General features: G+C 70.9%; 13 protein-coding genes and 1 tRNA gene. 1 reads left to right on the top strand and 13 read right to left on the bottom strand.

Features of this window, described 5'->3' with window-relative positions:
• Window positions 1-202: 202 nt before the first annotated feature.
• The 9 genes from ACFUCU_RS10180 to ACFUCU_RS10220 all read right to left on the bottom strand — a co-directional run bounded on the left by ACFUCU_RS10180 (window position 203) and on the right by ACFUCU_RS10220 (window position 15857).
• On the bottom strand, window positions 203-2920 hold the full coding sequence (locus ACFUCU_RS10180) for a LuxR C-terminal-related transcriptional regulator (protein ID WP_377972387.1): 2718 nt from the start codon (window positions 2918-2920) through the stop codon (window positions 203-205).
• A 60-nt stretch (window positions 2921-2980) separates the two neighbouring features.
• A complete protein-coding gene (locus ACFUCU_RS10185; protein ID WP_377972389.1) occupies window positions 2981-5719 on the bottom strand; it encodes a LuxR C-terminal-related transcriptional regulator in 2739 nt (912 codons plus the stop codon).
• A gap of 291 nt (window positions 5720-6010) precedes the next feature.
• A complete protein-coding gene (locus tag ACFUCU_RS10190) occupies window positions 6011-8731 on the bottom strand; it encodes a LuxR C-terminal-related transcriptional regulator (RefSeq protein WP_377972390.1) in 2721 nt (906 codons plus the stop codon).
• Complete coding sequence (locus ACFUCU_RS10195) at window positions 8718-11486, bottom strand: LuxR C-terminal-related transcriptional regulator (RefSeq protein WP_377972392.1); 2769 nt, start codon at window positions 11484-11486, stop codon at window positions 8718-8720. Before ACFUCU_RS10195 ends, ACFUCU_RS10190 begins: the two co-directional genes overlap by 14 nt.
• Before the next feature lie 178 nt (window positions 11487-11664).
• Complete coding sequence (pth, locus tag ACFUCU_RS10200) at window positions 11665-12252, bottom strand: aminoacyl-tRNA hydrolase (protein WP_377972393.1); 588 nt, start codon at window positions 12250-12252, stop codon at window positions 11665-11667.
• 97 nt (window positions 12253-12349) lie between these two features.
• Window positions 12350-12979, bottom strand: a complete 630-nt coding sequence (locus ACFUCU_RS10205) for a 50S ribosomal protein L25/general stress protein Ctc (protein WP_377972395.1) — start codon at window positions 12977-12979, stop codon at window positions 12350-12352.
• A 225-nt stretch (window positions 12980-13204) separates the two neighbouring features.
• Window positions 13205-14185, bottom strand: a complete 981-nt coding sequence (locus ACFUCU_RS10210) for a ribose-phosphate diphosphokinase (protein ID WP_290258513.1) — start codon at window positions 14183-14185, stop codon at window positions 13205-13207.
• Window positions 14186-14190: 5 nt separating this feature from the next.
• The gene (gene glmU, locus ACFUCU_RS10215) at window positions 14191-15678 is read right to left on the bottom strand and encodes a bifunctional UDP-N-acetylglucosamine diphosphorylase/glucosamine-1-phosphate N-acetyltransferase GlmU (protein WP_377972517.1); all 1488 of its coding nucleotides are present in this window, start codon (window positions 15676-15678) and stop codon (window positions 14191-14193) included.
• 107 nt (window positions 15679-15785) lie between these two features.
• Window positions 15786-15857, bottom strand: a tRNA-Gln gene (locus ACFUCU_RS10220).
• Between the two features lie 159 nt (window positions 15858-16016).
• Between ACFUCU_RS10220 and ACFUCU_RS10225 the strand changes: the two genes are divergently transcribed.
• Window positions 16017-16655 carry a TetR/AcrR family transcriptional regulator gene (locus ACFUCU_RS10225; protein WP_377972519.1) on the top strand — a complete coding sequence of 213 codons (639 nt, stop codon included), beginning with the start codon at window positions 16017-16019 and terminating at the stop codon, window positions 16653-16655.
• Window positions 16656-17111: 456 nt separating this feature from the next.
• On the opposite strand, the gene ACFUCU_RS10230 is transcribed toward ACFUCU_RS10225, so the two are convergent.
• The 4 genes from ACFUCU_RS10230 to ACFUCU_RS10245 form a co-directional block, all read right to left on the bottom strand.
• Window positions 17112-18941 (bottom strand): ABC-F family ATP-binding cassette domain-containing protein, encoded by a 1830-nt coding sequence (locus ACFUCU_RS10230; RefSeq protein WP_377972396.1) that lies wholly within the window; start codon window positions 18939-18941, stop codon window positions 17112-17114.
• A gap of 57 nt (window positions 18942-18998) precedes the next feature.
• On the bottom strand, window positions 18999-19961 hold the full coding sequence (locus ACFUCU_RS10235; protein ID WP_377972398.1) for a 4-(cytidine 5'-diphospho)-2-C-methyl-D-erythritol kinase: 963 nt from the start codon (window positions 19959-19961) through the stop codon (window positions 18999-19001).
• 98 nt (window positions 19962-20059) lie between these two features.
• The gene (rsmA, locus tag ACFUCU_RS10240) at window positions 20060-20884 is read right to left on the bottom strand and encodes a 16S rRNA (adenine(1518)-N(6)/adenine(1519)-N(6))-dimethyltransferase RsmA (protein ID WP_290258587.1); all 825 of its coding nucleotides are present in this window, start codon (window positions 20882-20884) and stop codon (window positions 20060-20062) included.
• A 266-nt stretch (window positions 20885-21150) separates the two neighbouring features.
• Entirely contained in the window at window positions 21151-22320 is a 1170-nt protein-coding gene (locus tag ACFUCU_RS10245; protein ID WP_377972400.1) for a ubiquitin-like domain-containing protein, read from the bottom strand.
• Window positions 22321-22629: the final 309 nt, after the last annotated feature.

The raw sequence follows: 22629 nt of genomic DNA on the forward strand, positions 1-22629 counted from the left end.
GTACGATTCCATCGAAGGAAGCCGGATGAAGCGAAAGCCAAGTGTGTGGAGCGTTGTCCTTTCGGGCCGTTCCCTTGACTGAGTCAAGTTAATCAAATCCCGCCGGTGCTCCACACGAGTAGGACTTACCCGACTTCCCTCCGCCGCTACCCTGCCGAACTACTTAGGCGTACTCCCGGCCGGCCGGAGCGCCGGCCGGGAACTACGCAGGACCTCCCGGTGGCCCCGTCCCCGGCCCGAATCCGGGTCCCGGCGGGGTGAGGAAGTCCGGTTCTGCATCGACGAGTTCTGAGCGCCGGCTGACGCCCAGTTTGGCGAAGACCCGGTACAGGTGGCCCTCCACCGTGCGGGTGGAGAGGGTCAGGGCGGCGGCGATCTCGACGTTGCTGGCGCCTTGGCTGACGAGTCGGAGGATCTCGGCTTCCCGGGCCGTCAGGTCCGCGTGGTGGTCCCCATGGACGATGTTGATGCTCTCCGACATCCCGGCCGCGACCATACGGTGGTGGACCTTGCGCTGGACCACCGTCAGCTTCCACTTGTGCGGATCGTTTTCCAGACAGCGGGCGGCCTGCTGGGCGGCTTCCAGGGCCAGGAGCAGGTAGCCGGCGGCCAGCGCCTCGTCGCTGAGGGTACTGAGCGCGCTGGTGTCGGAGTCGGCCACGGCGCGGGCGAAGGCGCGCAGCAGGGAGCCCTCGGGCCCCTCGATCGCGGCGCTGCTGAGGGCCAGCGCCTCCGCGACGGCCGGGTCGCCTTCGCGCACGGCCAGCCGCCGGATCTCCGTCTCGACACCGAACAGGCCACGGTCCCGGGCACCGTCCGCCAGCCGGTCCAGCCGGTGCTGCCGGGCGGCCGGGCCTGCACCGCCGTCGTCCGCGGCGGTGCAGTAGGCATCGGCGAGCAACCGCAGCGGGGCCGGCCCGCCCAGCGGTTCCGCACGGTAGGCACGCGCATTGGCGGCGGCGTCGTCGTTCCGGCCGACGACGAAGGCGGCGTAGGCCGCGAGCGCGTGGGCCAGCGGACGCAGCCGCCACGGGTCGGCGACGGTCAGCTCCTCGACGCCGATCAGCAGTTCGGCCAGGCTCTCCGGGAACCGGCCCTGGCGCAGGCGGGAGAAGCCGCGCACCAAGTGCAGCAGCCCGCCGCTGTAGAGCAGTCGGAAGGGCAGGGCCGCGGCGTAGCCGTCCACCGCGGCGGCGAGTTCGTCCCACTCCCCTGCCCGGACCAGGTTCAGGCAGTGCCGGGCGAGCAGGTCCTCACGCACCAGCGGCAACGCGGCCGTCGCCGGGCCCGCCTGCGGCCATGCCTGCCGGTCCGTCCCGAGCCCGGTCACCACCTGCCCCCGCACCGACTGCAGCTCCGCCACCCGGAATGCCGCTGGGACGCCCAGCTCCTCCGCCACGCCGGGGAGGTTGGCCAGGGCTGCCCAGCGGCGCTGCAGCTCCCCCGCTGGCTCGTCGTCCGGGCCCAGCAGCAGCCGCGCGGCCAGGCCGGGCGCCGCCGAATCGGACCACTCCGCCGCGGTGTCCCGGCCCCCCGCGCCGGGGCTGGTGCCGTCGCCGTCGTCGTCGCCTGCCGGGCCTGTCTGGCCCGCCGGGCCGGTCTCCGGGGCAGCATTTCCCAGCCGCGCTGTCAGGAGGGCCGCCAGGTAGGAGGGTCGGCCGTAGGGAACGGCCCCCGCGGACCTCAGCTGCCCGGCGGCGGCCTCCGTCCGGCCCAAGAGGTACTGCGCGTAGGCCAGCTGGATCTTTGCCTCCGGCGCGCGGTCACCCCCGGCGGCGGCGGTGGCGGCACGGAGCGCGGTGACGGCGTCGAGGGCGGCGTTCGCCCGTGCGGCGCCGTACACCAGCTCGGCGGGGGCGAGCTCGGCGCCGGCGTCAAGCGCCCAGCGGAACCGGTTGAGGTAGGCCTCGGGGTGGCCGTCACTGAAGCCCGGCAGTTGCAGGAGGCTGGCCCGCAGCCCGGCGCTCCGTCCGGCGGGGACCCGGCCGCGGACGATCTCGCCCACCATGGGGCTGGCCGGCCGGACCAGCCGCTCCTGGTCACGGGAGACGGCGATAATCCCGGCCATCTCGAGGGCGTCGACGGTCTTGGGGTTGCTGAAGCGCAGGATCTCGCCGAGCGAGAGCGGCCCGGCGAGGGAGACGATCGCGGCCACGGTCTGTTCCTCGGCGGGCAGGGACCGCACCCGGTGGTCCACCAGGTCCGCGGCCGGTACCCGGGCCAGATCCGGGGGCGCCAAGAGGATCCAGGTGCCCCGCCGCAGCCCGATGGAGCCGGTCTTTTGGGCATACCGGAGCAGGGACATAAGCAGGGCCGGCAACCCGGCGGTGACGGTGCCGAAGAGTTCACTCAGCCAGGGCGAGACGTCCGCCCGCAGCGCCTGCTCGCAGAACTGGTGCACCTCGGAGCGGGTGAGCGGGGCGAGGTCGTACTTGGCGATCAAGCCGTCGTCCCAGAGGGCCAGGAATTCCTCCGGCGTGGACGGGCCGGTCCGGCAGGCGGCCAGCAGCCGGGCGGCCCCGGTCGCCACGGCCTGGGCGATCAGCCGGACCGTCCCGGCGTCCAGGTCCTGGGCGTCATCGATGACGAAGAGGGGTGGGGCGGGGCTGTTCTTCAGGCGCTTGGTGAAGGCCCGCGCGACGGCGGCCGAAGAATCGAGATCGTGCACCGGAAGGTCGGTCAGGACGGGGCCGAGGGCGCCGAACGGCACGGCGGAGAGCATCGCCGTCGGGGCGAGCCGGATCACCGCGCCGCGGCCGGGAAGGTCACGCAGGATCTCGCGCACGACGGCGGTTTTCCCGGACCCGGCGACGCCGACGATGAGCGCCCCGGAGCGTTCCTCGTCCCGCAGGCACGCCACGGCGTCCCGGACTACACCGGACCTGCCGATGAGCGCCATCTGGTCCGTGAGGCTTTCCACCCAGGTCCTTTCCCCGCTGGCGGCTGGCGGCCGCCGGGCCCGATGAGCTGTGGCGCCCCGCTAGCCGATGCGGGCGTTGCCGGTGGTTCCGGCGATGGCATCTTTAAGTTCGGACCGGCTCGCCAGATGGAGCTTGGCGTACACCTGGTAGAGGTGGCCTTCCACGGTCCGGACCGAGACCTGCATCTGTTCGGCGATCTTGCGGTTCGACGTCCCGGCCGCGGCCCGGACCGCGACCTCGCACTCGCGTGCCGTGAGGATGGACGAGGTCAGGGCCTGGACGCCGTTGCGGGGTCCGCCGAAGCGTTCGTCCAGCATGTGCTCGGTGCGCTGGGCGACCCGCAGGGCGATCCGGTTGCCGGCGTCGTTGGCGCAGGTGACGGCCTTGCGCGCCACGTCCCGGGCGAAGACGGCGTCTCCCGCGGCGTCGGCATCCTTGGCCACGGTCAGCAGGGCCTCGCTGGCGGCGTCCTTGACGCCGTTGGCCAGGCGCAGGCAGAGCATTGCGAACTGGCCCGTGACGCTGCCGGCCAGGCCGCCGAGCTTCTGGCTGGCCTGGCGGTCGCCGAGCCGCGCGGCGGCGGACTGGAACAACAGCGCGGTGGCCACGGCTCCCGCCTCGGAGTCGGCGTCCGCCTCGGCTGCCAGGGCGCGGATCGCGGCGGCCCGCTGGCCCAGTTCCGCGGTGGCCCCCAGCTCGAAGTAGCGGGTGAGCCGTGCGGTGAGCCACGGGGCCGGGTGCTCCAGGGCGGAGAGTTCCGCCAGCTGGACCGCGGCCTCGTCGGCGTTGCCGTGCAGTCCGTTGGCGTAGGCGCAGGCCGCCGTCGCGAGCCCGGTGAGGGCGTCCCGGTCGTTGGTCCGCAGCTGCCAGAGCCCGGCCTCGAGGCTGTGCAGGGCCTCCTCGAGCCGGCCGGCGTGCAGGCTGATGAGTCCCTCGCCGATCTCGAACATGCCGCCCAGGCGTGAATGCGGGTCCGGCACCTCGGAGGTGAGGGCCAGGAACTCGCCGGCTTCCTTGAACCGGGCGGAGAGCAGCATCAGCAGGAGCATCCGGCCGCGGAGTTCGCGCAGGTTCCGGTCCGTCATGGGGACCGCGGCCGCGGCGGAGAGGACCTGCTTTGCCAGGCCGGTGGCGCCCAGAACGTTGCCGGTCACCGCCATGGCCTCGCAGAGCAGGCCGCCGGCGACGACGCCGGATTCTGTGCTGAGGTCCGCCACGTCGAGGTCCTCGCGCATGGCCAGCACGTCGGTGTACCGGCCCTCCTGGACTGCCAGCCGGGCCTCGGCCAGCCGAAGCTGCGCCGCCGCGCGGTGTCCGGCGTCGGTCTCGGCGTCAGGCCGGGCCGCGAGCGACGGTCGCAGGTCCAGCACCCGCCCGGAGGCGGCGGGGGCCGTCCCGGGGCCGCGGTGTTCCAGGTCGGCGAGCAGGATGTTGACCCCCACCCACTCGGGGGCGGTGAGGTCGGAGCCCTGGCCGCCAACCAGCGGGTGCAGCAGCCGGCGTGCGGCCTCGTCGTTGCCGAGGCCCAGGTGGGCCCTGGCGGCTTCGATGACAGCCGCGGGCATCTCCGCCAGTTCCTCGACCGCGTGCAGGAAGCGCAGGGCGGCGGCGGGATCGGAGGAGTCGTTGGCGCGCCGGGCCGCCGCGAGGGCCAGCTCCGGGGTGATCTGCTCGCCGCAATCCAGCGCCCAGGCCACCCCGGTGGGGCCGCCGGGTTCGAGGCTGTTCGCGGTTTCCTGCACTGCGGTGAGGCGGCGGCGCAGTTCGGCGCTGCGGCCCGGGGGGACGACGCTTCCGACGATGGCTGCGGTCACGGTGTTGGAGACCCGGACGGTCGGCGGGTGCTCGTGGCTGACCTGGATGAGGCCGCGTTCCTGCAGGGTGTCCATGTCGTGCGGGTTGAAGATGCTCATAAGCGTCTGCAGGGACACGGCACCGGCGAGCGCCAGCAGTTCGAACACGTCCCGCTGGCCGGGGCTGAGCCGGTTCAGGCGTGCCTTGACAACGTCCCGGACCTCGCCGGTGAGCGAGATCGGGCGGCGGCCGAGGACCCAGGTGCCGTCCTGCTTGGCGATCGCGCCCAGCTTGATCTGTTCGCGGGCCAGGGAGTGCAGGAAGAGTGCGTTGCCGCCGCTGGCGGTCCAGAGGGCGCGGGCCGCGGCGTGCGAGAAGTGGCCGCCGTACTCCTGGTTGAGAGTGGCCGAGGTCTCGGCGAAGTCGAAGGGCTCCAGGTCCACGCGGCGCAGGAGGTCGTCCTTCCACAGGCCCATGATGTCGCCCCCGACATGCGGCAGGTCTACGCAGGCGGCCAGGAGGGTGACGTGGCCGCCGGCGCTGAGCTGGGCGACCATCATGCAGGAGAGGTCATCCAGGTCGTGGGCGTTGTCCACGAACAGGGCGATGGTGCGGCCCTGGGCCTTGGCGTGCAGCAGCTGGGTCAGGCCGCGCAGGACCATCAGCGGGTGTTCGAGGTGGGAGGAGTCGAGGTCGTTGAGCAGCACGCTGAGCGCCCCGTAGGGCAGCTTCGAGGAGATCGAGCTGCCGCGGACCTGGACCACCAGGTAGTCCTCCCCCAGCTGCTCCAGCGCGCGCTGGGCGATGAAGGACTTGCCGGCGCCGTGCTCGCCTACCAAAACGACGCCGCAGCCGGACCCGGAGGTCAAGGTTTCCACGACGTCGTCAATAATGTGCTGGCGGGTTTGCTGTTTGTCGGGCCGCCCGCCGGCGGCATGGTGCGCGGGTGGAATCACATCTGTTTTACCGCTGCCGGCGGGCACGCCGGTGTCATGCTGAAACATGGGAGAGACCTTCGCAATCAATGGATAGCCAGTGATAGCTCCACCGTATGGATGAGCCCCGGAGATGACACCCGTAGGTAGTACCCGATTGGAAGACAGGTATTCGGAGGCCTTTACTTGGGTGTACTCAGTTCCTTGGCCGGAGGCTCCGGGATGGACCAAGTAGTCCCCCGCCGGTCCGCGTCACCGGGTACGCATCCGGGCGTAGGCGGCTCCGGCGGCCTGTTCTGTGCGTGGTCAGGTAGTTGCGGGCAATGGCGGACCGCACGCAAAACTGTAGCGGATTCCGGGTCAGTCGTCGGCGGCGAGGCGGCGCAGGTCCTCGCGGCCCTTGATATTCAGCTTGGCGTAGCTGCGGTAGAGGTGGCCCTCCACGGTGCGGACGGAGACCTGCAGTTCGGCGGCGATCTGGCGGTCGCTCAGGCCGCGGACCGCGCGGGCGACGATGTCCCGTTCACGCCGGGTGAGCAGCGCCAGGGCTCCGTCCTGGGCATCCGGCTCCTGGCCCGGGCCGCTGGACGCCCGGTCGCGGCAGCGCTGGCGCTGCGCGGTCGCTACCCGTTCCCGCAGGGTGTCCCCCGCCTCGCGGTACGCGGCGGCGGCGTCGTCGTAGGCCTGCGCCGCGAACCCCCACAGCTCGGCTTCCTCGCAGCCCTTGGCCGCCGCCAGCAGTTCCCCGGCGTCCCCGGTGCCCAGCGCCGCCGCATAGGCGCAGACCGCCGCCGGGCGCCGGCCGTCCAGGTCCGGCGCGAGTTCCCGCAGCCGGGCCGCGACGCTCTTGTCGCCGAGGGCCAGCCGCCAGGCCAGCGACTCGAACTCGAGTCCGGCGCCGTCGGGTCCCGCGGACTCCCCCAGCCGCCGCAGCTCACCGAGGGCATCCGGGTGGTCTTCCAGTTTCGCTTTCCCGTAGACCACCGCCATCGCGGCGAGGGTGCGCAGGTAGCGGGAGGCCGGCGGCCTGGCGGATTCGTAGTCCGCCAGCAGCCCCGCGGCCTTGCTCTTGGCCCCCACCTCCGCTGCGGCGGCGAAAGCCATGGCCGCGGTCAGGGCGAAGAGCTGCTGGGCGTCGGCGATCCGCAGGGCCTCCAGGCCTACCCGCAGGGTCTTCTTCGCCTCGGCGGCACGGCCCTGGTAGAGCAGCATGATCCCTGCCGCCGTGTGGACGCCGCCGCCAAAGGCAATCAGGCTGGCCCCGTAACTGGCCGAGAAGCCGCCAAGCACTCCCTCCGCGCCGCTCCAGTTTCCCCCGTGCACCAGCGGGGTGGCCGCGCGGACGGCGAGGAACTCGGTGAGGAAGGAGACCTCCTCATCGGCCTTCCCGGCGGCCTCGATCCCCCGGGTCGCGGCCGCGTAGGCGTCCTCGGTTTTGCCCCGGACCAGCAGTTGCTCGGCCTCCAGGGCCAGCTCGAAGGCGCGCTCCAGGTGGTTGTCCGGGAGCCCGTCACCGGTCTCCGCGGCGGGGAAGGATTCGCCGGGCTCCGCACCGCCGTCGTCCTCGCGTTCCCCCGCCAGCGCCCGCGCCAGCGCACGGAGGGAGCGGACCCGCGCGGCGGTGGCGGCCCGGATGCTCTCCGCCTCGGCCGGGCGTTCCCCGGCGAGCCGCTCGCCCGCGGCCAACAACTCCTCCGAGCGCCGGACGATCTCGGCCGGCTTGTGACCCAGGGCGGTGAGGACGGCCGCCCACAGCAGCGTGCCGGAGAGCAGGCTCGTGACGGTGCCGCCCCGGCCGAAGTCCGCCTCCAGGATGTCCCGGGCGGCGGCGTGGTTGGCGGTGTTGTAGTACGTGCGTGCCACGATTGCCCGTCCCGCCATGCGCAGGTCCGGGTCCTTGACCTGGCCGGCAGCGCGGCGGGCAAGCTCGTCCTCGAAGAGTCCGCTGGCCAGCGCGGCGGCGCGCAGCAGCTGACGGTCGCCGACCTCCATGCCGCACTCCAGCGACCAGCTCACCTGGCGGAGCAGGCCTTCGGCGCTGGCCGGTTCCCGGTCCATCAGCCGGAGCAGGCCCTGCCGGAGCTGGAGGCTGCGGGCCGGGGACACGAGGTTCCGCAGGGTGTCGCCGTAGGTGGTGTGCCAGAGCCGCAGCTCCGGTTCGGCCGCGTCGGTCACCCGGAGCAGTTCCTGTTCGACCAGTCCGGCGACGGTGTCCTCGTCCACCATGGCCTCGATGAGTTTCCGGGACACCGGCTCGGAGAGTGCCACCAGGTTCAGGGCCGTGCGCTCGTCCGCGGAGAGGCGGAGCAGCTGCCGGCGCACGACGTCGGTGAGCCGCTCGCCGTGGCTGTTCAGGGCGCGGGTGAGGAGCCAGACGCCGTTGTGCTGCTTCAGCGTGCCGTCGTTCCGGGCGTCGTCGATCAGGCAGGTCAGCAGCAGCGGGTTTCCGGCGGAAGCGTGCCAGAGCATTTCCGCGGCACTCGGCAGCACCTGCGGGCCCAGCCTCTCGGCCAGGAAGTCCTGCGTCTGTTCGAGAGTCAGGGGGCGCAGGTCGTGCCGTTCCGCGATGCCCTCAAACCAGAGCTCCAGCAGCGGGGTGGGCAGTCCCGGACGGACGGCCGCGCTGACCAGCAGTTTCGCCCAGCCGGCGGCCGCGAGCTCCACCAGCACCGACGCGGTGGCCTCGTCCAGGTCATGGGCGTCGTCCACAATCAGCAGCAGCGGCTGGCCGGTGACCCGCCGCCGGGCCTCCAGGTGGCTCCAGAAGGTCCGCAGCACGGCCAGCTGCGACGTGGCTTCCTCCACCGGAAGCTCCACAATGTAGGGCGCGAGGACACCGTAGGGGACGCTGCCCAGGGCCGGGCTGCCGTGGAGGCGGACGGCGGTGACCTCGTCCCGGAGTTCGGTGGCGACGGCCTCCATAAGGGTGGACTTGCCGATGCCGTGCTCGCCCACCAGCAACACGGCCACGTGCATGCCGCCCCGCAGGGCCTCGGCCGCGGCGCGCAGGTCCTCGGCCCGTCCGGTCAGGCCCGCGCTCCGGGTCTCCCGGGAGGCGGTGGTGGCCTTAGATGAGTCCAAGCAGATCACTCCGCGAGGACACCCCAAGCTTCGTGAAGACCTGGTACAGGTGGCCTTCGACGGTGCGGACGGAGATGCCGATTTCCTGGGCGATGTCCTTGTTGGTGACGCCGTTTCCGGCCAGGGACGCGATCTGCCGTTCCCGGTCGGTCAGCAGCGGCCCCTTGTTCCTGGGCACCACGGGCAGCGACGGCACCGCGTCGGTGAGGGACTCCAGCATGCTGTGCGCCGCGGTGGCGAGGCTGGCCTGGCCGGAGCCCCGGGCGAAGTCGAACGCCAGCGCCGCGCACCGGGCCTGGACCGCGTCGAGCTCCAGCGCGGCGGCCAGGGCGGCGGCGTCGAGCATGGTTTCGGCGTCTTTTTTCCGGCTCCCGACGGCGACCACCCGGGACAGTTCGGCCAGCTGGCCCTGCCGCCGGCCGGCGATTTCCTCCATGAACAGGAAGTCCTTGACCGTGCCGTTCACGGTGGCGCCCAGCATGCTGATGCCGGCCAGGGTGTAGAGGCCGTCCCGGTCGTAGCGTTCGGCCGCGCGGACCAGCCGGTCCTTGGCGTCCGGGTCCCCGAGCCAGCGGGAGGCCATGTCCATGCAGAAGTCCGCGGAGCTGCTGACGACGAACCGGCCCGGTCCGTCGGCGGAGCGGGCCCGGTCCAGGTAGATGGTGGCCTGGACCGAGTTGCCCATTTGGGCGTAGGCGAAGGCCGCGGCGGCATAGGCCTGGCGCAGCGACTGCAGGCTGGGCCGGACCTCCAACTGGGCTATCGCAGCCAGCAGCGGGTCCAGGGCCAGGTGGCCGCGGCCGGCGTAGACATAGGCGAGGCCGACGGCGAGGTCCGTGGCGGCGCTGCCGGAGTGCAGGCCGTGCCCGGCCCGGCCGCTGGCGTCCTTGAGCATGTCGATGCTCTGGCGCCACTGCCCGGCCAGCAGCAGGACGTTGAAGGACCGCCAGGCGAAGTTTTCCCTAAGCCGCGGAACGTTGGCCCGCTCACCCAGCTGGCCGGCGATGTCCCGCATCACGGCCCGGGCCTCGAGTTCCCGGCCGGTCATGCCGAGCGCCTCCATCAGGATGATGGCGGCGCGGAGCCGGAAGTCGGGGTCGACGGCATCGGCGGCGGTGTTCTCGGCGGCGTCCCTGAGGCGCTGCATCATGGGCGCGTAGTCGCCGATGAAGGACAGGTAATTGAATTCGCACAGCTCGAGGCAGAGGCCCGCGCAGGCCAGCCCGTCGGCCTCGGTGTCGGGGCCGAACTCCTGGAGCCGGAGCCGGGCCTGCCGGAGCAGTTCCGGGACCTTTCCGGAGCGGTCCTCGAGCCAGGCCATGCAGTCGGCCTTCGACGCGATGAAGTTGGCGAACGCCCGCGGAGGCAGCGCCATCAGCTGGGCCTCGGAGATGTCGTCTAAGGCGGACATTGCCTGCAGCGGCAGGCCCAGCTGGAGGTAGGCGGCGGCTTTTTGCTGCTGGCCCTCGGGCCATTCGCGGTCCCGGGACCTGATGCTGCCGGCACATTTCAGCGCGAATTTGGGGTCGAAAAGCCGCACGGCCGCCTGAGCCGCTGCCAGGGCGTGGGCGGGTGCGAGTTCGGCGTTGCAGTCGAGGGTCCAGGCGGCGTAGGCCAGCAGGTCCTGGACGGTGAGCTCGCCCAGCTCCTCTTCCCGGTGACCGGGGACCTTGTCCCGCAGCTCCAGGCGGCGCTCCACGCTGAGCCAGTTCCGGACGATGTCCCCCAGATAGCGGTCGCCGAGGGTGACGAAGTGCCGGTCGGTGCGGTCGACGACGATCTGGCCGGCCTCCTCCATGTCCGCGATGAGGGACGGGCCGTACATCCGGGCCAGGCGGGACAGCGACATGCTCCGGGCGCAGGAGAGCACCTCGATGACCTCGCGGGCCTCCGGGGATTCGCGGGCGTAGCGTGCACGGACGATGTCCTCCAGGGCGGTGCGGCCGTCTAGGACCACCTCGTCCACCAAGGTCCACACGGAGCCGGCGAGGACCAGGTTGCCGCGCTCGATCTGTTCGGAGACCACGGCCTGCAGCAGCGTGGGGCTGCCGCCGACCAGTTCGTGCAGCTGGCTCGCCAGGGCAGTCGATACGCGGTGCCCCAGGGCTGCCTGCAGCACCTTCCGGGTCTCCAGTTCGGTCATGGCGGAGAGCCTGACCTCGGCCAGCTGACCGGAGGTGATGAGCCAGTAGAAGTCCGGCGGGAGGTCGGTGGTGCGCTGCGCGGTGGCGACCAGGCGGGCGGTGCCGGTCTGCAGCAGGTTCAGCAGCACCCCGGTGCTCTGCTCATCCAGGGCGCCGGCGTTATCGAGCAGGATGACGCATTTGCGGCCCGCGGCGTCGTCCCGGATTAACGAGGTGATCCCGTGCAGGATGGCCGTCGGTGAACCCAGGGAGCTTTGCGGGAGGCGGGCCAGGGTGAAGGACAGGCAGCCGTAGGGGGTGGCGGTACCATTGCCCGGGCTGCGGAGCTGGAGGGTGTAGACGTCCGCGCCGAAGGCGGCGATGGCGCTGCGCCCGACGAGCGACTTACCCACCCCGCGGTCGCCGGTGATCACCACCCCCATGCCCTCGGGGGCGGTCAGGGCACGGACCACGCGGTCGGCGTCGGCCCCGCGTGCCAGGCCTGACCAGGAATGGCGCCCGGCGGATGGCGCGGCCGCGCCCCGGTCGTCGCCGCTGGCTGCGCCGGCCCTGGCCGGAGCGGGAGGCACCGTCACGGAGACGTCCCCCCAATTCAGCGTATCCCTCGACATCAAGCCCCCTCTTACCGCTTGCGGACGGCTTATCCCGCGCCGTCGGCATGGAAGTAGCGTAACCCTACCCCGCGACACGGAAGTATGGCGATCATAACGGCGCGCCGGAAGGCTCGGGAAGGAGACTAGGGCCCTTGCCAGCCGGGGGCCCCGCGGCTATGGCCGGGAGGTGCGGCGGTCAGGCCTTCGCGGGGTGGAACTTCTGCTGCGCGGCGAGCAGGCCCTCGCGGATGAGGTCCTCCACGGCGTCGGCGGCCGAGCCCACCAGGAAGGGCAGTTCCTTTTTCTCGGGTCCGGCGAAGTCACGGAGCACGAAGTCGGCGGTGTCCATCCGGCCCGGCGGCCGTCCCACGCCCACGCGGACCCGGAGGTAATCTTTGGTGGCGAGGGCCTTGGAGATGTCGCGCAGGCCGTTGTGGCCGCCCTCGCCGCCGCCGAGCTTGAGTTTGATGGTGTCGAAGGGGATGTCGATCTCGTCGTGGACGGCGATCACGTGGGCGGCGTCGATGTCGTAGAACTTCGTCAGCGCCGAGACCGGCCCGCCGGAGACGTTCATATACGTCAGCGGCTTGGCCAGCACAACGCGCGGGCCGCCGATGCCCAGCCGGCCCTCCAGCACCTGGGCCCGCGCCGCCTTGTGCGACTTGAAGCCCCCGCCCACCCGCGCGGCGAGGTCGTCGAGGACCATCTGGCCGACGTTGTGCCGGTTGTGGGCGTATTCGGCGCCGGGGTTGCCGAGCCCGACGATCAGCCAGGTTTCGCTCATGGGTGGATCCTTTCAGGGCGGCCCGCCGGGGCGGGGTGGGCACAGACGACGGCGGCCGGGCCCCTGTGGGACCCGGCCGCCGGACGTTTCGCCGTAATTACTCGGCGGCAGCTTCGGAGGACTCTTCCCCGGCAGCTTCCTCGCCGGCTTCCGGAGCCTCTTCGCCGGTCTCTTCTTCCTCGACCTCGAGCTCGACGGCCTCGGAGACGTTGACGACCAGGGTATCGGCTTCGGCCAGCAGGGTGGTGCCCTTCGGCAGGACCAGGTCGGAGGCGAGCACGTGCTCGCCGGCGGCGCGGCCTTGGACGCTGACCTCGACGGCGGTCGGCAGGTGGGTTGCCTCGGCCTCGAGCGGAACGGTGGTCAGTTCCAGGTTGTGGACGTTGCCCGGAGCAACTTCGCCGGTGACCGTGACGGGGACGTCAACGGAAACCTTCTCGCCCTGGCGGACCGTCAGCAGGTCGAGGTGCTCGACGATCTGCTTGACGGCGTTGCGCTGGATGTCCTTGACCAGGGCGAGGTGGGATTCGCCGTTGATGTCCAGGTTCAGCAGGGCGTTGGGGGTGCGGACGGCCAGGGTGGTGGCCTTCGACGGCAGGGTCACGTGGATCGGCTCGGCGCCGTGGCCGTAGATGACGGCGGGGATGAGGCCGGCCATGCGGGCGCGGCGGGCGAAGCCCTTGCCGAATTCGGTGCGTACTTCTGCTGCGAGCTTCTGCTCAGACATAGCGTCTCCTCTGGTGGAACGGTGGTTCAGCAAGGGCGGAGGTCTGTCAGCGACCTTCGACGCCGGGCGCCTGGCCCACTTCAGAAGGAGATTCAGACCCAGTCGATAACGGAGACCGGCTGTTGTGCCGGCGCTCTCCCTCGCCAAGGTATCGGGAAAAAGTCTAGCAGTGCCGGCCCCCGATCTGCTAAACGGGGCCCGGCACTGCCGTGGTGAAGCGGGCTGTCAGGCGTTGCCGTCGAACAGGCTGGTAACGGAGCCGTCGTCGAACACCTCGCGGATCGCGCGGGCGATCAACGGCGCGATCGAGAGCACGGTCAGCTGCGGGAAGTGCTTGTTCGCGGCGATCGGCAGGGTGTTGGTCACGACGACCTCGCGGGCACCGGACTCGGAGAGGCGCTTGGCTGCCGGGTCGGAGAACACGGCGTGCGTGGCGGCGATGATGACGTCCTTGGCCCCGGCGTTCTTCAGCACCTGGACGGCACCGGAGATGGTTCCACCGGTGTCGATCATGTCGTCGATCAGCACGCAGGTGCGGCCCTCGATCTGGCCGACAACGGTCTTGGAGACGGCCTGGTTCGGCACGGTCAGGTCGCGGCTCTTGTGCACGAAGGCCAGGGGGGCGCCCCCGAGGCGCTCGGCCCACTGTTCGGCGACCCGGACGCGGCCGGTGTCCGGGGAGACGACGGTGATGTTGTCGGAGCCGACCCGGGTGCGGATGTAGTCCGCCAGCAGCGGGATGGCCATCAGGTGGTCCACGGGGCCGTCGAAGAAGCCCTGGATCTGCGAGGTGTGCAGGTCCACGCTCATGATCCGGTCGGCGCCGGCGGTCTTGTACAGGTCGGCTACCAGGCGGGCGGAGATCGGCTCGCGGCCGCGGCCCTTCTTGTCCTGGCGGGCGTACGGGTAGAACGGGGAGACCACGGTGATGCGCTTGGCGGAGGCCCGCTTGAGCGAATCGATCATGATCAGCTGTTCCATGAGCCAGTTGTTCAGCGGGGCCGGGTGCGCCTGGATCACGAAGGCGTCGGTACCGCGGACGCTCTCGCCGGCGCGGACGTAGATCTCGCCGTTGGCGAAGTCGTAGGCGTCCAGCGGCAGCAGTTCGGTGCCCAGCTCCTTGGCGATCTCCCGTGCCAGCTCCGGGTGCGCCCGCCCGGCGGCCAGCACCAGCTTCTTCTCGCCGTGTGCCGTAATTTCGCTCATGTTTGCTAGCCCTCTTCTGTTGGTGCCGGAGTAGTGGAGGAAGTTGTGGTGCCGGCAGCCTCGGCCAGGGTTGCCGAGATGGAGCCGGGGCGGTGCGCCGCGACCCAGCCTTCGGCGTTGCGCTGCTTGGCCAGGGAGAGGGCCAGGGCGCCCGCGGGAACGTCGCTGCGGATCACGGCGCCGGCGCCGCTGTAGGCGCCGTCGCCGACCTGGACCGGGGCGACGAACACGGTGTTCGAGCCGGTGCGGACGCCGGAGCCGATGATGGTGCGGTGCTTCTTCTCGCCGTCGTAGTTGGCGGTGATGTTGCCGCAGCCGATGTTGGTGTCCTCGCCGATCTCGGCGTCGCCGGCGTAGCCCAGGTGGGAGAGCTTGGAGCCGCGGCCGATGGTGACGTTCTTGGTTTCGTAGAACGCGCCGATCTTGCCGGTCTCGCCGAGGTCGGTGCCCGGGCGGAGGTAGGTGAACGGTCCCACCGACGCGCGGGCGCCGATGCGCGAACCGGAGCCGTGGGTGCGGATGACCTTCGCGCCCTCCCCCACCTCGACGTCGGTGAGCGTGGTATCGGGGCCGACGACGGCGTCGCGGGCGATACGGGTGGCGCCGTGCAGCTGCGTGTTCGGCAGCAGGCGGACGTCCTCGTCGAGGGTGACGGTCGCGTCGATCCAGGTGGTGGCGGGGTCGACGACGGTGACGCCGGCGCGCATCCAGGCCTCGACGGTGCGGCGGTTGTGCTCGGCGCCGAGGGCGGAGAGCTGGACGCGGTCGTTGGCGCCCTCGACCTGCCAGCGGTCCTCGGTGACGACGGCGGCGACGCGGCCGCCGGCGGCCCGGGCCAGGGCCAGGACGTCGGTGAGGTACTTCTCGCCCTGGGCGTTGTCGGTGGTGACGTGGGCCAGCGCGTCGCGGAGGACGGCGGCGTCGAAGGCGTAGATGCCGGAGTTGATCTCGCGGATGCCTCGCTCGGCCTCGGAGGCGTCCTTGTGTTCGCGGATGCCGGTGACAGTGCCGTCCTCGGCGCGGAGGATGCGGCCGTAGCCGGTGGCGTCGTCGAGCACGGCGGTCAGCACGGTGACGGCGTTGCGGCCGGCCTCGTGCGCGGCCACCAGTTCGGCGAGCAGGCCGCCGGTGAGCAGCGGGACATCGCCGTAGGTGACGACGACGGTGCCGGTCAGCGGGCCGCCGGCGTGCCGGGCGTCGAGCGCCTCGAGGGCCGCCTCGACGGCGCGGCCGGTACCGGGGATGTCGTCCTGGTCCACGATCAGCGCCTCGGGATCCAGCGCCGCGATGTGCGCGGCCACGAGGTCACGTTCGTGCCGGACCACAAGGGCCAGCTCCTCCGGGTGCAGGGCGCGCGCGGCGTTCAGGGCGTGGCCGACCAGGGAACGGCCGCCGATCTCGTGGAGAATCTTGGGGGTACGGGACTTCATCCGGGTACCGGCGCCTGCTGCAAGGACTATGACGGCGGCTGGGCCGGTGTTCTCGGGGCTCACGTACGGGCTCTCCTTGCTCAGCGGCCCGACTCGTGGCCGCTGCTCGGTGGATCTCGGCATCCTGTCCATCCTACTGGAATCCACAGGGCCCCCACCCGCTGCCGCAGTTCCGCCCATAGGACTCGAACCTATACTCCACGGCTCCAAAGGCCGGGGTGCTGCCATTACACCAGAGCGGACCATGCCCGGCGGTTAGGCCCTGGCACGAGAGCCAATTCTGCCACGAAGCATGTTGCTCGTGCGACTTGGCGGTCCGCGGCGGCCGCGCGGATTAGGGCATGATGGATGCTGTGAGTGAGAACGCAGGCGGGTCCGGAGGGGCGGACCACCGCACCGGCATGCCGGGGCGGACCCCCGGCCACATCCCGCGGCCCCGGATGACCGGAGCCGCGCGGCGGCTGCAGTTGCTCGACGTCGGCCGCGGCCTGTTCGCCGCCCGCGGCCGGGACGCCACCACCATCGAGGAGATCGCCTCGGCCGCCGGGGTCTCCAAACCGGTGATCTACGAGCACTTCGGCTCCAAGGAGGGCCTCTACAGCCAGGTCGTCTCCCACGAGTTCGGGATCCTGCTGGGCGCCGTCGGCGGGGCACTCTCCGCCGACGCGAAGCCCCGGGTCCTGGTGGAGCGGGCGATCCTGGCACTGCTGGGCTACATCGAGGACCGGGCCGAAGGCTTCCGGATCCTGGTCCGCGACGCTCCCCCGGCCCAGCCCGGCGGAGCCTTCCCCGCACTGCTGGCCCAGGTCACCACCCGGGTGGAGCACATCCTGGCCGACGAATTCTCCCGCCGCGGTTTCAGCGCCGCGGACGGCGCCATCTACGCCCAGATGCTGGTGGGTATGGTGGCGATGACTGGCCAGTGGTGGCAGGACACCCGCACCCCGAACAAGCACGAGCTGGCCGCGCACCTGGTGAACCTCGCCTGGAACGGCCTCACCGGCCTGCAAAAGGACCCGGGCCTGCAGATCGACGGCTGAGCCGGCCGCTTTGCTTGTGGTTGCGTTCGCGGCGCGGTGGCCCTTCGCTGGTGTTGTCACCTTCGGGGCGCGGTTGCCCTGCGATGTCGTGGTCACCACCGCGGCGCAACGGCCTTCGCCGTCGCTTAGACACGGCGCAACAGGCCCCTGCGGTCGCTGAGCGACCTCCGGAGCCCGTTGTGCCGCGATGCGCGACTACGCGAAAGACCGCGGCGCCGCTTGTGCGGCAGAACGGCGTGTTCTCGGCCACGCGCGATGGCGAGACGCATCGCCGGAGGCGGTCCTTCCGAAAGGAGCGCATCGCGACGCTCCGGGGTCCGGAGGTCGCTCAGCGACCGTAAGGCTCCGGACCGTTGTGTCTAAGCGACGCGGAAGGGCCGACTTCGGCACCCAAGCCAATCACGGCGTGGAGGGCCGCCTGCGGCACCCAAGCCAACCACGGCGGAACGGCCGGGGCTACTCGCCGAGGGTTTCTGCGGCTTCGAGCCATTCGAGTTCGAGGCTTTCGCGTTCGGCGGCGAGTTCCTGGAGCTTGGCGTTCAGGGCGGCGAGTTCGTCGAACTTGCTTGTGTCGCCGGCGCCGGCCGCCATCTGAGCATGGATCTTGTCCTCCTGCTGCTGCAGCTTGCCCAGCTGGCGGTCGATCCGGTTCTTGGCCTTGCGGGCCTCGCGCTTCTCCGCCTCGGACGGGCCGGACGCCGGGGATGCCGCCGCGCCGGCGCCGGAGGTGACCGGGTTGCCGCCGCCGGACACCGTGGAGCCGGCCAGGGCTGCCTCGCGCAGTTCCAGGTACTGGTCCACGCCGCGCGGCAGGGCACGGAGCTTGCCGTCGCCCAGCAGTGCCATCTGGTGGTCGGTGACGCGTTCGAGCAGGTAGCGGTCGTGGCTGACCACCACGAGGGTGCCCGGCCAGCCGTCGAGGACGTCTTCGACGGCCGCGAGGGTGTCCGTGTCCAGGTCGTTGGTGGGCTCATCGAGCATCAGGACGTTCGGCTCCCCCACCAGCAGGCGGAGCAGCTGCAGGCGGCGCCGCTCGCCGCCGGAGAGGTCCTTGACCGGGGTCCACTGCTTCTCGTTCGTGAAGCCCAGCTGCTCCACGAGCTGGCCGGCGGTGAATTCCTTGCCGCCGACGTTGAAGGAGCGCTTCTCCCGCTCGATGACCTCGATCACGCGCAGGTTGGAGACGTCGTCGAGCTCCTTGACCTCCTGCGTCAGGACGGCGGTGACGACGGTCTTGCCGCGCTTGACCTTGCCCGTGGTGGGTTCGATCTCGCCGTTGAGCAGTTTCAGCAGCGTGGTCTTGCCGGCGCCGTTGACACCCACCAGGCCCAGCCGCTCGCCCGGGGCCAGGCGCAGGGTGATGTTGTCGAAGAGCTTCCGGTCGGACTCGTCGCCGCGCAGGTCGAGGGAAACGTTCTCCAGGTCCAGCACGTCCTTGCCGAGCCGGGCGGTGGCCATCTTGCTCAGCGCGGTGGTGTCGCGGGGCTCGGGGACGTCGGCGATCAGGGCGTTGGCTGCCTCGATCCGGAACTTCGGCTTGGCGGTGCGGGCCGGGGCGCCGCGGCGCAGCCACGCCAGCTCCTTCTTGACCAGCTGCTGGCGCTTGGATTCGACGACGGCGGCGGTGCGGTCGCGCTCGGCGCGGGCCAGGACGTAGGCCGCATAGCCGCCCTCGAACGGGTCGACGATGCCGTCGTGGACCTCCCAGGTCTTCGTGCAGACCTCGTCGAGGAACCAACGGTCGTGGGTGACCACCAGGAAGGCGCCCTGGTTGGCGCGCCAGCGGGACTTCAGGTGCCGGGCCAGCCAGGCGACGCCTTCGACGTCGAGGTGGTTGGTGGGCTCGTCGAGCATGATGACGTCATGGTCCTCGATCAGCAGCTTGGCCAGCGCCACGCGGCGCTTCTGGCCGCCGGAGAGGGAGTGGACGTTGGCGTGCCAGTCGACGTCGGAGACCAGCCCGCCCATGATCTCGCGGATCTGCGGATTGCGGGCCCATTCGTAGTCGGCCTGGTCGCCGACGATCGCGGCGCCGACGGTAAGGTCACCGTCGAGCACGTCGCTCTGGTCCAGGTAGCCGACGTTGACGTCGCCGCGTTTGGTGACGCGGCCGGAATCCGGGGTGGAGCGCAGCGCAAGCAACCGCATCAGGGTGGATTTACCGTCGCCGTTGCGGCCCACCATGCCGATCCGGTCCCCTTCTTCGAGGCCGAGGGTGACGCCGTCGAGGACGGTGCGGGTTGCGTACGAAACCGTGAGGTTTTCGCCGCCGAGCAGGTGTGCCACGGGGAACTGCTTTCCTGGATCTGAAGGACCCCGCCGGGGTCCGTACTGCGAACGTACTTAAAGGAGCGTATCGGAGATGATGCGGGCGCCGTGCACCGGGCCGTGGACGGCCATGGCGTCCAGGCCGTGGTGGCGCAGTTCGGTGGCGAGCCCGTCGGCGGCCGAGGGGTTGTGGGCCAGCAGCGCCACGGTGGGGCCGGAGCCGGAGACGATCCCGGCGATGGCGCCGCAGGATTCGCCGAGGCCCAGCACATCGCGCAGCTCGGGGGCGAGTTCGATCGAGGCGCGCTGCAGGTCGTTGACGAGGACGCGGCTGAGGGCGTCGGCGTCGCCGCTGAGCAGCGCCGCGAGGACCCGGGGGTCCACGGAGGTTGGCTCCTCGATGGCCTCGCCGCTCTCGGCCCGGAGCCGGTCGAGGGTGCGGAAGACCTCGGGGGTGGAGAGGCCGAAGTCAGCGGTGACCAGCACCCAGTCGGTCTGGGCCTTGACGAGCGCGGGCGAGAGTTCGTCGCCGACGCCGAGGCCGACGGCGGTGCCGCCGAGCAGGGAGAAGGGCACGTCCGCGCCGAGCTCGGCGGCGAGATGGGCGAGTTCCTCGCGGGAGAGTCCACTGTTCCAGAGCGCGTCGCAGGCCAGCAGCGTCGCCGCGGCGTCCGCGGAGCCACCGCCCATGCCTCCGGCTACCGGTACACGCTTGGTGATTTCCAGGTGCACGCCGGTGGAGTGCTCGGAGACGTCGGCCATGATGGCGGCGGCTTTGTAGGCCAGGTTGCGTTCGTCGAGGGGGATGTCGACGCCGTCGAGGTCCAGGGTGCTGGCCGGGCTGATGCCGACGGTGATTTCACCCGTGTCCGTGCTGGTGGCGGCCACCTCTTCATAGAGCGAGACGGCCAGGTAGACGCTGGCCACCGAGTGGTACCCGTCGGGCCGCAGCGGCCCTACATCCAGTGAGACGTTCACCTTGCCTGGCGCCTTGACCCTCACGGTCCGCGCCGGGAAGCGCCCTCTCACTGCGTTCATGGCTCCACGCTATGGCATGGGCGGTGCGGTTCCAAGCCGCCGGCGCAGGTGATATCCACGCGGCCCGGGGGTCTGCGCTGCGCTAGATGGCCCAGGGCTCAGGCGTCCGCGGGCGCCGGGGCGTTGCGCGCCTCGGCGATCCGGGCGAAGGCCGTCACGTCCAGCACCTCGCCGCGCGCCGTGGGGTCCACGCCCGCGGCGCGGAGGCACCGCTCGGCCTCGGCGGCGCTGCCGGCCCAGCCGGCCAGCGCCGCGCGCAAAGTCTTTCGGCGCTGGGCGAACGCGGCGTCGATCACGGCGAACACCTCTTCCCGGGTGGCGGTCGTGGCCGGTGGTTCGCGGCGGGTGAAGGCCACCAGGCCGGAGTGGATCTTCGGCGCGGGCCAGAAGACGTTCATGCCGATGACCCCGGCCTTGCGCATCCCGCTGTACCAGGCGGCCTTGACGGAGGGAACGCCGTACGTCTTGGAGCCGGGCGCCGCGGCCAGCCGGTCCGCCACCTCGTCCTGGACCATGACCAGCCCGTGGCGCAGGCTCGGGAAGTGCTGGAGCAGGTGCAACACGACGGGAACGGCCACGTTGTAGGGCAGGTTGGCCACCAGCGCGGTGGGCTCCACCGGCAGCTCGGTGACCTTCATGGCGTCGGAGAGGACCAGGTGGAAGTCCTGCGCGGCGCCGGGGCGCCAGCGTTCGACGGTGGCGGGGAGTTTCGCGGCGAGGACCGGATCGATTTCGACGGCGACGACGGTTTTGGCGGCGTCCAGCAGGCCCAGGGTCAGGGACCCGAGCCCGGGGCCGACCTCGAGGACGGTCTCGTCCGGGGCGATGTCGGCGACGGAGACGATGCGGCGGATGGTGTTGCCGTCGATGACGAAGTTCTGGCCCAGCGTCTTGGTGGGACGGACCCCGATCTCCTCGGCCATCCGGCGGATGTCGGTGGCACCCAGCAGGGGTGCAGGGGCGGTCACAGGAGGCGTCGCGGCGGTCGCGGGAGTTGCCGCGTCGGGCCCGGCGGAGGTCGGTTCAGTCACCTAGGTATCCTATCCCGCGGCACCGCCACCCCCGACGGGGGACGGCGCGGCAGACGGCGAAGGAAATGGCGCAGGGAACGGCGAAGGCCGGCCCCGGCTCTGTGCTGGACAGAGCGGGGGCCGGCCTTGACGGGCTCGTGCTGTATTTCGCGGTCAGGTTAGCGCGAGGCCGCCCAGCCGCAGCCCCACGGGCCGAGGCCTGCCTTGGCGTAGTACGTGTTCGCGACGGCGATCTGCTGGGCCTTGCTGGCCTGGCTGGCGTTAGGAGCATAGGCCCCGCCGCCGTTGGCGAGCCAGGACGGGATGTCGAACTGCAGGCCGCCGTAGTAGCCGTTGCCGGAGTTGATGGACCAGTTGCCGCCGGACTCGCACTGGGCGATCTTGTCCCACATGGCCTCGTTCATCATGGCGGGGGCGGCGGCACCGGTGTTGCCGGACGCGGCCGGGGCGGCGGCGGCCTGCGGCTTGGGCTTTTCCTTGGTTCCGACCGCGATCTTCTCGGTGACCGGCTGGAGTGTGACGTTCTGCGATACGAGGGTGCGCGAGGCTTCACGGCCGTCAACCAGGATCAGTTTGAAGCTCTTGCTCATGCTGCCGTTGACGCCGGCCTGCAGGACCTTGGAATCGCCCTTGAACAGGGTCGCGTCGTCGGAGCTCAGGCTCTCGAACGGGACAGCCTCGGTGGTCTGGTCGGTCTTGGTGGTGTCCACCCGGGAGACCTTGACCACCATGTCGTTGACGACCGGGGCATTGGCCGGCTGAGAGAGACGGTCGCTGGCGCCGAGCTTGATGCCGGCTCCGTTCAGCAGCTCACCGACGGTGGCGGCGGTGGTGGTGGTCTTGGTGTCCTTGCCGTCGGCCACGAGGGTGACGGTCTTCGGCGTCGAGATGCTCACGTAGGAGCCGGAGACGGCCAGCTGGGCGTCCTTGGGGACGGAAACCTCGGAGGCGCTGGCGACGCCGAGCTCGGAGACCAGGCTCTCGACGGTGGGGGCGGTGGTGGTCACTGTCCGCTCGGCGCCGTCCACGCTGACCTTGACGGCCTTGGCGAGGTTGACGTTGATGACGGAGCCGTCCTGGACATGGGCGTCGGCGGCGGGCGTGACCTTGTCCGCGGACTGCAGTTCGACGTTGGCGGCCTTGACAACCTGGCCTACGGTGCCGCCGAAGGTCTGCACGGAGCTGACCTTGCCGTCAACGTTGAGCGTGACTGTCTTGTTGTTGCCGACGAAGGCGACGAGGCCGAGCACGAGGGCCATGAGGACCACCAGCTGTGAACCGACCTTGACGACGCTGACCTTGCCGTCCGTTGTGAAGAACTTGACCACGATTGCCCGTATCTCTTGGACCATCCGGGCACGGGGAAAAGTGCACAGGCGTGTCCCGTCAAACACCCCTCGAGGGCTGGTCCGGACCGGGTCCGGATGCTTGCGGAAAACGCGTGCACCGCCACACCACCAAACGAGAGCGCGCACGTGGATCAACCACTGCAGCGCGCGTCCGAAAGGAGTGAAATTATCCGAAGGCCTTCCCCGACCCCGGCTAATAGTTGACCACTGTAACCGGAGCGTTATAAAGCGGCCAAGAAATTATGCATACTGGGTATTCACGGGACGTCACATCGGAGAGCGCGAAAA

The organism is Arthrobacter sp. NPDC057259 (assembly GCF_042668995.1).
Classification (GTDB): domain Bacteria; phylum Actinomycetota; class Actinomycetes; order Actinomycetales; family Micrococcaceae; genus Arthrobacter.